Annotated in this window: 5 protein-coding genes; 3 read left to right on the top strand and 2 right to left on the bottom strand. The window is 72.7% G+C overall.

Annotated features, from left to right (window positions below; translation table 11 throughout):
- Positions 1-29: 29 nt before the first annotated feature.
- Entirely contained in the window at positions 30-194 is a 165-nt protein-coding gene (locus AB0N76_RS36755) for a hypothetical protein (protein WP_363564940.1), read from the bottom strand.
- Between the two features lie 73 nt (positions 195-267).
- On the opposite strand from AB0N76_RS36755, the gene AB0N76_RS36750 reads away from it, so the two are divergent.
- Positions 268-873: a TetR/AcrR family transcriptional regulator gene (locus AB0N76_RS36750; RefSeq protein WP_363564938.1), complete on the top strand. Its 606-nt coding sequence runs from the start codon at positions 268-270 to the stop codon at positions 871-873.
- The gene (locus AB0N76_RS36745; RefSeq protein ID WP_363564936.1) at positions 870-2,219 is read left to right on the top strand and encodes an MFS transporter; all 1,350 of its coding nucleotides are present in this window, start codon (positions 870-872) and stop codon (positions 2,217-2,219) included. Before AB0N76_RS36750 ends, AB0N76_RS36745 begins: the two co-directional genes overlap by 4 nt.
- A 92-nt stretch (positions 2,220-2,311) precedes the next feature.
- Here the strand turns inward: AB0N76_RS36745 and AB0N76_RS36740 are convergent, their stop codons facing one another.
- Positions 2,312-7,195: a LamG-like jellyroll fold domain-containing protein gene (locus AB0N76_RS36740; protein WP_363564934.1), complete on the bottom strand. Its 4,884-nt coding sequence runs from the start codon at positions 7,193-7,195 to the stop codon at positions 2,312-2,314.
- Positions 7,196-7,531: 336 nt separating this feature from the next.
- Here AB0N76_RS36740 and AB0N76_RS36735 point away from each other — a divergent pair.
- Positions 7,532-14,408, top strand: a 6,877-nt coding sequence (locus tag AB0N76_RS36735; RefSeq protein ID WP_363564932.1) for an RHS repeat-associated core domain-containing protein, incomplete at its 3' end; no start/stop codon positions are given.

Below are 14,408 nucleotides of genomic sequence, written 5' to 3'. Positions count from 1 at the left end.
CGCGCTGACGTCCGCGCCCCGGGGGCGGGTCACTTCCGGTGGCCCGCCCCCGGGCTTTCCGGGTCCGGGTCCCGGTCCGGCTCCGCCCCGTCGCCGCAGTGCTCGCAGGGCCCCGGGCCGGGCCGCTCGCGCAGCCGCCCGCACTCCCCGCACACCCGGTCCAGCCAGCAGGCCGGCTCGCCGCCCTCGTCCATGCCCCGATTCTGCCCGGAGGTCCCGTCCGACCACGAGTAGACACTGTCTACTCGATCTTGATAGACAGTGCCCATGCCCGTGACCGATCGCAGAACCGACACCCGCGCGCGCCTGGTCGCCGCCGGAGTCGCCCTGGTGAACCAGGAAGGCGTGCACGCCCTCACGCTGCGCGAGATCGCCCGCCAGGCGGGTGTCTCCCACGGCGCCCCGCGCCGCTACTTCCTCACCCACACCGAGCTGCTCGCCGCCGTCGCCCGGCACGGCTTCGGCGAACTCGCCGAAGCGCTGGGCCTGCCCGGGCAGCCCGCGTCCGGACCGGCCGCGGCCCGCGCCCGGCTCGCCGGACTCGCCCGCGGCTACCTCGACTTCGCCGCCGCCCGGCCAGGCATGTTCGAGCTGATGTTCCGCCACGACGTGCTGGAGGACAGCGGCACCGGACTGCGCCGGACCACGCTGCCGCTCTTCGAGACCTTCGCCCGCCTGGTCGCCGAGGTCCGCCCGGCGTCGGACGCCGGCGCCGCCGACCCGGCCACCGTCGCGGCGGCGCTCTGGGCCAATCTGCACGGCCTCGCCCAGCTCCGCGCCTGGGGCAGCCTGCGGCTGGCCACCGGCACCGACACCGTCGAACCGTTCCTGCGCGCCACCCTCGACGCCCACCTCGGCCCGGAGCCCCGATGACCCCCGCGAGCCGGCAACGGCTGACCCTGGCCGGCAGCATCCTCGGCGCCTCGATCGTCGCCCTCGACGGCACGCTGCTCACCGTCGCCCAGCCCAGCCTCCAGCGCGACCTGCACGCCTCCCTCGCCGCCGTGCAGTGGACCAGCACCGCCTACCTCGTCACGGTGGCCGCGCTGCTGGTCTTCGCCGGGCGGCTCGGCGACCGGTACGGCCACCGGCGGGTGTTCGCCGTCGGCGTGCTCGGCTTCGGCGCCACCTCCGCCGCGATCGGGCTGGCGCCCGGCATCGGCTGGGTGATCGGCCTGCGCGCCGCCCAGGGCGTGGCCGGCGCGCTGCTCCAGCCCGCCACCCTCGGCCTGCTGCGCGCGGTCTACCCGGCCGACCTGCTCGGCCGGCCGATCGCCCTGCGCACCGTCGCGATCGGGCTGTCGGCCGCCGCCGGACCGGTGGTCGGCGGGGCGCTGACCAGCGCCCTGGGCTGGCGTTCGGTGTTCTTCCTGACCGTCCTGCCCGCCGCGGCCGCCGGGGTGTCGGCCCTGCTGGTCCGGCTGCCGCAGCCGTCCGCCGCGCGCCCCGACGGGCCGGGCCTGGACCTGCCGGGCGCCGCGCTGCTCGGCGCCGCGCTGGCCGGCCTGGTGTTCACGCTGGTCGGCATCCCCGACCGCGGCTGGACGGCCGGCACCTGGCTCGGCCTGGCGGCGTCCACCGCGCTCGGCGCCGCGTTCCTGCGCCACGAACGGCGCACCGCGCACCCGCTGCTGCCGCCGCGGATCGTCGGCTCGCCGACGGTGGCACCGGCGCTGGGCGTCCTGCTCGCCGCCTCGACGGCGCTGTTCGGCACCCTGTTCCTCGGCACCTACTTCCTCCAGGACGTGCTCGCCCTCGACCCGCTCGGCAGCGCGCTGCGGGCGCTGCCGCTGGCGGTGGCGATGGTGGCCGCCGCGCCCGCCGCGCCGGTCCTGGCCCGCCGGCACGGGACGCGCCGGACAGTGGTGGCGGGCATGGCGGCGATCACCCTCGGCGCGCTCGGGGCCGCCGGCTTCGGGCCGGCCACCCCGGCGGTCGCGATCGGCGCGACCTTCCTGCTGCTCGGGGCCGGCTTCGGGACGGTCATGGTGACCGCGACGGCGGCGATCGTCCGATCCGCACCGGTGGGCGAGGCCGGTGTGGCGGGCGGCCTCCAGCAGACCGCGCTGAACGTCGGGCCGGCCGTCGGGGTGGCCGCCGCGACCACGCTGACCGCCGGTCGGCCGCTGGTGGACGCCCTCGGCCCGGCCCTGTGCGTCCTGGCGGCCACCGCCGCCGCCGGCACCCTGCTCGCCACCCGCCTCGGGTCCGCCCGGTAGGGCCCCGAGGCGGGTGGCGAACACAAGACGTCGGCCCCCGGAACCCGCAGCGGGTTCCGGGGGCCGACGTCCTCTCGGGTACTGCCGGTCCGTCAGACGAGCTGGGTCAGCACCGGCTCGTCCGTGTCGAGCGCGGCGACGGCGGCCGGGGAGAGCGCGCTGGTCCAGGTCTGGACGTCGCTGATCCGGCCCGGGAAGTAGTTCCCGTTCTTCGCCGAGCCGATGGTCAGCGGTCCGCCGCCGGCCCACGGGGCCGGGTTGACGGCCGTGGCCGCGGGCTTGCCGTTGACGTACAGGCTCATCGTGTGGCTGGCCGCGTCGTAGGTGGCGACCAGGTGGGTCCACGTGTTGAGCACCGGCGGGGTGCTCGCGAACGCGGCCGGGTAGGACGCCGGGCTGGCCACGTCACTGGACGGCGAGATGAACGTCCAGGCGTTGAACGCCTTCGAGTACTGCAGGTAGAAGGCGCTCACGCTGCTGCCCGACTGGGCCGCGACGGTCGCGTAGTCGTCGGTCTTGGTCAGGTAGGCCCAGGCCGAGACCGAGTAGCTCTTGCCCGTGTCGACCATCGGACCGGCGGTGGTGGCCAGGCCGTCGGCGGCGCCGGTCAGACCGAGCACGGTGCCGCGCTTGGCATCGGACACGAAGCCGGCCGAGCCGGAGACCGTCAGCTTGTTGGCCGGACGGACGGCGTCGTTGGCGTCCGTCAGCTTCCAGCGGTCGGTGGGCTGGTGGACGTTGCCGAGCGCCACCGGGTCGCCGAACTGGGCGGTGTCGGTCGCCAGCGCGGTGGCGGCGGCCGCCGACAGCGCGGACGGGACGATCACCACGTCGGCGACCGAACCGGTCGCGTACTGGGCGAAGCCGCCCCCGGGCATCACCCGGCGGCCGAGCTGGACCGGCCCGGCGGCCTTCCAGTTGGTGCCGCTGTACGCCGCGGTGCCGGCCGGCACGCCGTTGACGTAGAGCTGGAACTGCTTGGTGCCGGCGTCGTAGACCCCGGTCAGGTGGCTCCAGGTGTTGAGCTGGGGGCTGAGGCCACCGGTGGTCGGGCCGTACACGGCGCTGAAGTTGTCGGCGGCGGCGTCGTCGACGTTGCGGCCGAACGCGAAGGCGTGCGCCCAGGACGAGTAGTACAGCTGGAGGCCGACGCCGTTGGTGCCGCCCTGGCTGACGTACACGCCGTTGGTCGCCAGGTCGCCGGGCTTGACCCAGGCGGACACGGTGTAGCTCTTGGTGGTGTCCACCGAGCCGGTGGCACTGACCGCGTAGCCGTTGCCGCCGCTCAGGTTGAGGGCCGTGCCCCGGACCGGGTCGGCGCCGAAGGCCGCGCCGCCGCCCAGGGTCAGGGCGTTGTCCCGCCGGCTGTCGGTGCCGTCGGCGAGCTTCCAGCGGTCGGCCGCCTTGGCGGCCGGGACCTGGGTGCCGGGGAGCCGGGTGATGTCACCGCTGGGGGACGTCGCGTACAGGTCGGGGTTGCCGTCGCCGTCGACGTCACCGGGCGAGGCCACGGTCGGCGACAGCCGGTCGCCGAGGCCGAGGGCGAGCAGCGGCTGGGCCTGCGGCAGCGCCTTGCCGGCCGTGGTCGCGGCCCAGATCTGCTCGGCGTGGTCGGTCAGGCAGTCCCACAGGATCAGCTGGGTCTTGGGGGTGTTGGACGCCGCCGGGTCGGCCAGGCAGCGGCCGGACTGCGGGTTGAGCAGCGAGCCGGCGAAGGGGCCGAGGACCCACTTCTGGGCGCCGGTGTTGTTGCAGTCCCACAGCTGGATCGCGGAGCCGTTGCCCAGGCCGCCGCGGCTCACGTCCAGGCACTTGCCCAGCAGGTGGATGGTGCCGTCGCCGCCCAGGGTGACGGTCTGGGCGCCGGTGCCGTTGCAGTTGTACATCTGCGCCGGCGTGCCGTTGGCGGTGTCCGAGCCGTTGATGTCCAGGCACATGTTCTTGCCCGCGCCGTCGAGGACGCCGGAGACCAGCGGGGCGCGGGTCGGCGCGGTGATCCGGGTGGTCGGCACGCCGTTGCCGTCGAAGGTCAGCGGGTAGCTGGCGACCGCGCCGGTGGCGTTGTCGCGGGCCCACAGGGTGGGGGCGCCGTTGACCGTGCCGGGGGCGATCAGGGTGGTGTTCGACCAGTCGCCGGTTCCGATCTTCACGCCCGCGGCGAGGTTGCAGCCGGCCTGGTAGGTGCCCGGGTAGTACCAGAGCTCCTTGTTGTCGACCGTCAGCAGGTCCGGCACGTCGGCCATCTGGGCGAGCTTGCCGGGCGCCAGGATCTGGGTGACCCGGTTCCAGGTGCCGTCCGAGCCCTTGGCGGGGCAGCCGCCGGAGTTCTTGATCGGGACGACGTTCTGGGTCAGCGTGAAGTGACCCGTGGTGCCGCCCGCCGTGTTGGCGTCGTTCTGGTACAGGTACAGCTGGTGCGTCGACTTCTGGAAGGCGAACAGGTCGTCGGCCAGCGCCGCGGTGAGGGTCCCCCGGTGGGCGACCAGGTAGTTGTTCCAGCCGGTGCCGTCCGGGCTCTTGGCCGCCGTGGAGATCGTCTCGACCTGCTCGGTGGAGCCGCCGCCGGGGATCCGGAGCAGGTTGCCGTCGGTGGTGGTGGCCGCGAGGTCCGGGACCCCGTCGCCGTTCAGGTCACCCGCGGCCACCTTGGCGTTGGGGTTGAACGGGGCGAAGAAGCTGTACTGGCCGACGGTGCCCTGGGTGTTGCCGGCCTTGTCGACGGCGCGCACGAACAGGGTGTGGGTGCCCCACTGGGCGCTGCTGACGCTGATCGGGATGTCCGCGCTCGCGGTGCCGCCGCCCGCCTGGACGGCCGCGACGGACGGGCCTCCGCTCGGGATGTTGGCGTCCAGCGAGTACTCGAACCGGTCGATGCCGCTGCTGATGCAGCCGCCGCGGGAGCAGCCGCCGGGCACCGGGTCGTTCGCGGTGACCTTGACCTTGACGCCGGTGTCGCCGGCGTGGCCGGTGGGCGCCTTGTCGCCGCCGAGCGGCGGGAAGGCCGCGTTGTCGGCGACCGAGGGGATGCTCGGCGGGGTCAGGTCGACGTTGAAGTAGCAGTACGGCGAGCTGGGGCTGTTGAGGGTGCCGTCGGTGGCGACCATGTTCCAGCCGTACTGGTGGCCGTCCTCGACGGTGAAGCCGATGTTGTCGTAGACGGTGCCCCAGTTGCTCACCCAGGAGGTCCACGGCCAGGACTTGGTGGCGGGGTTGCCGCTGCCGTCGTTGCCCATGTTGTCCCAGACGTGGGCCATCGCCTGCAGGTTGACGCCGCTCATCTTGGTGGAGAGGCGGGCGTTCAGCGTGACGTTGGAGGCCTCGCCGGTGGTGCCGGAGTTGCCGACCCAGCCGATGTTGACGCCGTCGCAGCCGTTGCTGTCCGGGTTGTGCGGCTGCGGGCTGACGCTGATCATGTCCGGCGCGTTGGGCGCGATGTCGAACACCGTGACCACGTACGGGTTGGTGTTGAACCGCATGAAGTCGTTGTTGGACGACGACTTGGTCTCGTTGCCGTAGATGCCGACGGTCCAGTTGCTGTTGTGGCCGACGAGCTTCTGCATCTGGCCGGTCACGGTGAAGACCGCTTCGTGGTTGCCGCAGTGGTTGGAGATGTTGGAGCTCTTCGGGTACTGCGTGCCGCCGAGCCAGCCGTCGCCGGTCACCCAGGGCTGCTTGCCCCAGCTGGCGTCGGAGTTCAGCTCGCTGACGGTGGCCAGCGACACGGCCGCGGTGTGGTTGCAGTCGAAGGAGGCGCCGTAGGTCTCGGTGATGTGGAACTCCGACTTGGAGACCACCATGTCACCGGTCAGGTTGCTGGTGTCGATCTGGTAGAAGGACCGGTACAGGCCCTGGCAGTCGTTCCAGTGCTGGTAGCCGGCGCCCTCGCCGTTGTCCTGCGGAGTGTCGTAGGCGACGAGGCTGGGGCAGCCCTCGCGCACCGTGGCGTAGTGGCTGGTGCCGTTGGTGACCGGGCTGACCGAGGGGTCGATGTACAGCGGCCAGACGGTGTCCGCGCCGGTGAGCAGCTCGCTGTCGGGTGTGAGGGTCAGCGCGTCGGCCTCGGCCGTCACCGCGATCTTCTTGAGCTTCGCGGCGGTGCCGGGCTCGCGCTCGGTGGAGCGGCTGGGGACGGGGGCGGCGGCCGGCGCCTCGTCGTCGCGGGCGGCGCCGCGGGCGGCGTTCTTCGGCGCCGCGGCCGGGGCGGGCCGGTTGGCGGTGGTCGAGGAGTCCCACATGACCGGGGTCGGGGCGGCGAAGGCCGTCGTCCCGTCGGCGGCCTTCGCGGTGACCGCGCCGTCCTGGTCGGCGGCGACGGTCAGCCCCTTGCTGGTGGCGACCGCGACCTTGAGGGACTTCAGCGCCGGGTTGGCGGCGGCCGCGGCGTCGCGGACCACCAGCACCTCGCGCAGACCGCCCTGGTCGCTGGCGATCACCTTGAGGTCGACGCCGGGCAGCACGTCGCCGTAGGTCGCGCTGTCACCCGAGACGGTCGGGGCCGGCAGGGCGAGCGGGAAGGTGAGGGAGAGGCTGCGGCCCTTGGCGTCGGTGAGCGTGGCCAGCGGGCCGGCGCCGCCACCGGACAGGGTCAGCCCCGACGGGGTGGCCTTCGGCGCGAGGGTGCCGTCGCCGCGCCGGTCGAGCGTCGCGTCGACGCCCGCCCACGAGCCGTTCCGCTTCACCCGGACCGGCTGGACGTGGTTGGTCAGGGTGAAGCCGCCGTCCGCGTTGGCCACGGTCTGCGAGGTCTCGGAGGTCAGCTCCTCGACCGTGACCGGCTTGTGCTCCTTCCGGGCCCGGTCGGAGGCCGCCTTCAGCGGCGAGGCCGGCGCGGCCTGCGCGGTCGGCGCGGCGGGCCGGTCGGCGGCCAGCGCCGGACCGGCGGTGCCGAGTATCAGGCCGGCGAGCGCCGCCGTCAGTGCGAGCCGGCGAACCGGCGGTCGCGTCCCTCTGGACGGGACGCGGGTGATTTCCCCCACGAAAGATCCTTCGAGTGTGTCTGACGCCCACCGGCAAGATTTCGGGGGTGGTATTCACAACCCCCCCGGTGGGCAATGGATTTGGCTGATTCCGCGTTCGCCGATCGACCTGCCCGGGGGAAAACCACCCGGTCAGGTGCAGGAGTCGTGAACAGCGTGACCGCCGGGGAAGGGTATTGCCGGAGATACGTGTGTGGCAATACGGTTCGCGATGCCCGGAGCGGGGACGGCGCGATGACGCGTCAGCTTCCGGGCTCTCAAAAACTGTTCATAGGGGGATGATTCGCGATGCGCGCGAAAGTGCCGTGGTCTCGTGCTGCCCGGGGGCGGAGGTGGATGAGACGGGGGGCGGTCGCGGTCGCGACGGTCACCGCGTTCTCACTGGCCACTCCGCTGGCCGTGGCCACCGACGTCCTGGTCGGTCCGTACCGCTACACCGGTGAGATCTGGGCGGCCGACCCGCTCCCGCAGCAGCCCAAGGTGCCCGGGGGGCGGGCGGGCGCGGCCGGTGCGGTGCCGAAGCCCGTGCTTCCGAAGGGCGCCCGCGAACTGCGGACGCACACACCGGCGCCGGCCCGCTGGCCGGGCGCCTCGACGGCCACCGTCGAACTCGGCGGCGGCCCGGCCGCCAAGACCGCGAAGGCCGGCGGCTCGCCGGTCGCGGTGGCCGCCGCCCCGGCCCCGGCGCTCGGCTCGCCGGCCGGTGACCTGGTGGCCCCGCTGGCGCCGGCCGCGCCGGTCTCCTCGGTCCGGGTCGAGACGGCCGACCGCGGGAAGGCCAAGGCCGCCGGTGTCGACGGCCTGCTGGTCGGCCTGGCCCGGACCGACGGCCGCCCGGGCGTCGGCGGCGTCTCGGTCTCGCTCGACTACGGCGCCATCGAGCAGGCGTACGGCGGCGGCTGGGCGTCCCGGCTGAGGCTGGTCGCGCTGCCCGGCTGCGCCCTGACGACGCCCCAGCGCGCCGAGTGCCGCAAGCAGACGCCGGTCGAGTTCACCAACGACCCGCAGGCCCGGACCCTGTCCGGCACCGTCGCGGTCGCCGCCGCCCCGCCGGCCAAGTCGAGTGCGTTCGCCGCGCCGTCGGCCGCCTCGGCGCTTTCCGCCACGACGGCGGTCGCGGCGGTGGCCGGCAGCGGCGGCTCGCAGGGCGACTACGGCGCGACCTCGCTGTCCGCCTCGGGCTCCTGGACGGCCTCCGCCTCGGGCGCGTTCACCTACTCGTACCCGATCACCGTGCCGCCGTCGCTCGGCGGCGCCGCGCCCGCGGTCACGCTCGCCTACGACTCGCAGTCGGTGGACGGCGAGACCTCGGCCCGCAACTCGCAGTCCTCGCCGATCGGCGACGGCTGGGGGTACAGCCCCGGCTTCATCGAGCGCTCCTACAAGGCCTGCAAGAACCAGGGCGTCAAGGACTCGGGCGACGAGTGCTGGGGCGGCTGGAACGCCACCATCTCGCTCGGTTCGCACACCGGTGAGCTGCTCCGGGACTCCTCGGGCGACTACCGGCTGCAGAACGACGACGGCACCAAGATCGAGCGGCTGACCGGCGCCACCAACGGCCTCTGGCAGGGCGAGTACTTCAAGGTCACCACGACCGAGGGCACCGCCTACTACCTGGGCCTCAACCACGCACCGGGCACCTCCTCGGACACCGCGACGAACAGCGCCTGGGGCGTCCCGGTCTACCACCCGAAGTCGGACGACCCCTGCCACAGCTCGGCCAAGGGCGACGACTCGCAGTGCGACCAGCAGGTCGGCTACCGGTTCAACCTGGACTTCGCCGTGGACCCGCACGGGAACGTGCAGCGCTACGACTACGCGACCGAGTCCAACTACTACAACATGGGCTACGGCCAGGTCGCCAAGGACGACAAGGGCGGGACGCTCACCCAGTACACCCGGGGCGGCTACCTCACCCAGATCTCCTACGGCTACCTCCTCGCGGACGCGCTGGCCGGCCGGGAGCCCGCCGCCAAGGTCGTGTTCGACAACGCCCAGCGCTGCACCACCTCGGACAGCGTCTGCACGCTCGCCAACCTGTCCCGGGACACCGCGACCAACTGGCCGGACACCCCGTACGACCTGACCTGCCTCGCCACCGACAAGAACAAGGTCGAGGGCACCGACACCGACGGGGTCTGCCTCACCGGCGGTCCGACCTTCTGGTCGACCTACCGGCTGAAGTCGATCAACACCAAGGTGCGCACCGGCGCCGGCTGGAAGGACGTCGACAGCTACGAGCTGAAGCAGGTCTTCTCGGACGCGGGCGGCACCTACGACCCGGTCACCGGCAAGACCCAGGACCCGAAGAACGCCGGCGCCCTGCAGTCGGTGATGTGGCTCAACGAGATCGTGCACACCGGCAAGGACACCTCCGCCGGCGGCAAGGACGCGCTCACCCTCGACCCGGTGACCTTCACCGGCATCGAGATGGACAACCGCGTCGACGGCCTCACCCCGGCCGCACCGCCGCTGTACCACCCGCGCATCTCCAGCATCCAGACCGAGACCGGCGAGTCCGTCGCGGTCACCTACCGGGCGCCGGAGTGCTCGCGCGAGAAGAACACCATGCCGGCCTCGGCCGACTCCAACACGATGGCGTGCTACCCGGTCTGGTGGACGACGCCCGGCGGGGTCGAGCCGATCGAGGACTGGTTCCACAAGACCCTGGTCTCCCAGGTCACCGACAGTGACCGGACCAAGGCGGGCTCGCCCGCCAAGGTGACCAACTACACCTACACCGACGGCGCCGCCTGGCACCGCGACGACGCCGAGCTGACCGACGACAAGCACCGGACCTGGAACCAGTTCCGCGGCTTCCGCACCGTCACCACCACCACCGGCGCCGCCCCCGACCCGATCACCCAGAGCACCGTCTCCTACCTCCAGGGCATGGACGGCGACTACAAGGCGGACGGCAGCAAGCGCACCGTCAAGGTGAAGAACTCGGTCGACGCCACGGAGATCACCGACAGCCCCTGGCTGGCCAGTACCCCGTACGAGACGCAGAGCTTCACCAAGGCCGGCGGCACCGTCGTCAGCAAGACGCTCACCGACCCGTCGACGGTCACCGAGACCGCCAGCGTCCCGCGGACGGCCTGGACCTCGGAGGACCCGGCCCCCGCGAAGCTGTCGACGCTCCCCGACCTGAAGGCCCGCCGGGTCTCCTCGACCTCGGCCCGCTCGCTGGGGCTGATGTCCGACGGCACCACCTGGCGGACCACCCAGACCGTCACCACCATGGACGACCTCGGCCGGGTCCACCTGGTCGACGAGAAGGGCGACCTGGCGGTTCCGGCGCAGCGCACCTGCACCACCACCGAGTACGCCCCGGCGCCCGCCGCCAACCCGATGATGCTGATCTACCCGAAGGAGACCACCACCGTCGCCGGGCCGTGCGGCACCGCCGCGAACGCGGGCACGGCGCTCTACGGCAAGCGGTTCTTCTACGACGGCGCCGCCGGCGTCCCGGACCCGGCCAAGTACGGCGTACTCGGCCGCAACGGGACCTCGCTCGGCTACGTGACCGGCACCCAGTCGCTCAAGTCGTACGACGCCGGGCAGCCGTCCTACCAGTCGCTCGGCGGGCTGGAGTACGACAAGTACGGCCGCGTCACCAAGACCGTGGACGCGGTGGGCGCCGCGACCACCACCGGCTACCTCCCGGCCGAGGGCGTCCTGCCGGACTCCGTCTCGACCAGGAACCCGCTCGGGTGGGTGGCGAGCAGCACGATCGCGGTGGCGCGCGGCGCCGTCACGCACGCCGTGGACGTCAACGGCCGGGTCACCGACGTCGAGTTCGACGCGCTGGGCCGCCGCACCAAGGTGTGGACGCCGGGCCGCAACAAGGCGACCCAGAGTCCGGACCGCAGGTTCGACTACTCGGTGCACGGCACCGGGGAGAAGCCCGACCCCGCGGCGGTCACCTCCGAGACCCTGCGCGAGGACGGCTCGTACGCCAAGTCCGTCACCTACTACGACGGGCTGCTGCGGCCGCGCCAGAGCCAGACCACGACCGCCGACAACTCGGCCGGCCGGCTGGTGTCGTCGACGTTCTACGACTCGCACGGGTGGACCGTCTCCAACATCGCCCCGTACGCGGACGCGGCCAACCAGCCGGGCACCGGGATGTGGGCGGAGACCAACAACACCGGCCCGTCGGTGACCCGGACCGCCTACGACGGCCAGGGCCGTCCGGTGACGGTCCAGCAGGTCTCGTTCGCCAGCACGCTCTGGCAGTCCACCAAGACCTATCCGGGCGTCGACCGGGTCGACACCAAGATGGGCACGGCGCGCAACTCGACCTTCACCGACGCGCTGGGCCGCACCACCTCGACCGTGGTGCGCGACGACACCCCCGACCGGAAGCTGACCGCCGGCACGGTGCTCGCCTCCGGCACGTCGGTGGTGTCCAAGAGCGTCCGGCTGGCGATGCAGGCGGACGGGAACCTGGTGCTGACCGCCCTCGCGGGCGGCCGGACGCTGTGGTCCTCCGGCACCGCCGGGAACCCGGGCGCCGTCGCGGTCCTGCAGACGGACGGCAACTTCGTCGTCCAGAACGCCACCCGGACGGCGACGCTCTGGGCGAGCGGCAGCACCGGCCTCACCGGCGCCTACCTCAAGGTCCAGGGCAACGGCGTGGTCGCGGTGTACAACGCGTCGAACGCGATCGTCTGGTCCGCCGGCACCGCCGGCGCGGCGAACAGCGCCGACGTCACCACCAGCTACACCTTCACCCCCCGGGGTGACGTCGCGTCCGTCAAGGACACCGTCGGCAACACCTGGAACTACACCTACGACCTGCGCGGCCAGCTGCTGACCCAGACCGACCCGGACAGCGGCAGCACGGTCAAGGAGTACGACGACCTGGGCCGGCTCGCGCGGTCCAAGGACGCGCGCGGCCAGTGGGTGTCCTTCGTCTACGACGGCATGAACCGCACCACCGCGAAGTACGCCGGGACCAGCACCACGGACTCGACCAAGCTGCTCGCGGAGTGGGGCTTCGACGGCAAGGCCAAGGGCTACCCCGACACGACCACCCGGTACGTGGGCGGCCGGGGCGGCGACGCCTACATCACCCGGATCGACGGGTACACCACCGCCTACCAGCCGACCGGCAGCACGATCACCGTCCCGGCGAAGGAGGGCAAGCTCGCCGGCACGTACACCACCTCGGCGGCCTACACCGAGACCACCGGCCTGCTGGCCTCGACCACCTTCGGCGCCGCAGGCGGACTGGCCGCGGAGACCGTCGGGTTCGGCTACAACCTGCAGGGCGGCCTGGTCTCCATGGGCACGCCGGCCACCCCCTACGTCAACACCACCAACTACAGCCCGCTGGGCCAGGTCCTGCAGACCACCATCGGCACCCCGACCAAGCAGCTGCGCACCGCGCAGACCTACGACCAGGTCACCGGCCGACTGGCCACCAACCGGGTCACCCTGCAGAACAACACCGCCAACCCGATCTCCGACACCACCTACGGCTACGACCAGCTGGGCAACCTCACCACCGTCACCGAGACGCAGTCCTCGGGCGGCAGCGACCGGGTCACCGACACCCAGTGCTTCAGCTACGACGCGCTGCGCCGGCTGACCACCGCGTGGACCGACACCAAGGGCGTCACCACCCCGACAGCCGGTCAGCTCGCCTCCTGCAAGACCAGCACGCCCAGCCCAGCCACCATCGGCGGACCGGCCCCGTACTGGTTCGACTGGCAGTACAACCAGCTCGGCGACCGGACGTTCCAGGTCAAGCACGACGTGACCGGCAACGCGGCCAACGACACCACGCAGAGCAGCAGCTACCCGGGGGCCGGCGCGACGCCCGCCACCCGGCCGAACGCCGCGACCACCGTGGTGACGTCCAACCCGACGACCGGCACCAGCACGCTCACGCCGACCTACGACGACGCCGGCAACACCACCAACCGGGTCGCCACCGGCGCGCAGCCGCTCAACCAGGTGATCAAGTACAACGCGGAGGGCGCCACCTCCGGGGTCACCACCAACGGGAAGGAGACCAGCTACCTCTACGACGCCAACGGCGCCCTGCTCGTCCAGCGCGGGCCGACCGGCACCACGCTCTACCTGTTCGGCGGCGCGGAGCAGCTCACCCTCGACAAGGCCTCCGACACGGTCAGCGGCCTGCGCTACTACAGCTGCCCGGACGGCACCACCGTCGTCCGGTCGAGCAACGGCACCGTCAGCTACCAGCCGACCACCCCGCAGGGCACGGCCCAGCTCCAGGTCGACGCCAAGACGCTGGCGATCACCCGCCGTGCCTTCGACCCGTACGGCAACCCGCGCGGCCCCGCCGCGTCCGGCTGGGCGGACAACCACGGGTACCTGGGCAAGCCGGTCGATCCGACGACCGGTCTGAACCTGCTCGGCGCCCGGCACTACGACCCCGTCCTCGGCCGCTTCCTGTCCGTGGACCCGGTCTTCGAGGCCGGCGACCCCAACCAGATGGGCGGCTACGCCTACGCCGGCAACAACCCGGTCTCGGGCAGCGACCCGACCGGGCTGTGGTGGAGCCTCGACGACGTCGGCGGCTTCTTCACCGGCGTCGGGGACTCCCTCGTCGGCGACCCGTACCAGTGGACGGTCAACACCTTCTCGGACGGGTGGAACGCGTTCGCCGACTGCTACAACGGCGACAACCAGGTCTTCAACGAGATCTTCGACTACGAGAACGAGACCCCGTACAAGCTCGGCCACACCGGGTACGTCGACGACGACCCGCTGGCCCAGCTGTTCGACGTGGACAGCAGTTCCACGGCGTACGTCGCCGGGCAGTGGACCGGCACGATCGGCTCGCTGGTCATCGACGGGGTGGGCCTGGTCAAGGGCGCCGTCTGGGGCGTCAAGGGGGCCAAGGCCGTCAAGGCCGCCATGTCGGAGGGCGACGGCTTCATCAGCGCGGTCCGCAAGTTCCTGGACGGGGACCTGCCGACCACGACCACCCCGCCGGCCGACCCGGCGCCGACCACGCCGAAGACGGAGGGTCCGAGCAACCCGAAGTCGGGCACCGGCAAGGAGCCGGGTGAGCCCGGCGGCGCCGGGAAGACCGACCCGACGCCCGAGCCCGGGACCAGTTCCGGCAAGGGCGGCGGCTCCTCCGGCGGCGGCGAGCCGCCCGCGGGTACCGGTACCGGTGCCGCCGACGGCGCGTCGGGTGGCGGTGGCGGCGCGGCCGCCGCGGCCGGCGGCG

The organism is Kitasatospora sp. NPDC093806 (genome assembly GCF_040683335.1).
In the GTDB taxonomy this organism is placed as follows: Bacteria; Actinomycetota; Actinomycetes; order Streptomycetales; family Streptomycetaceae; genus Kitasatospora.
The sequence above is the reverse complement of the archived record's forward strand: the minus strand, read 5'-3'. Positions and strand labels throughout refer to the sequence as shown.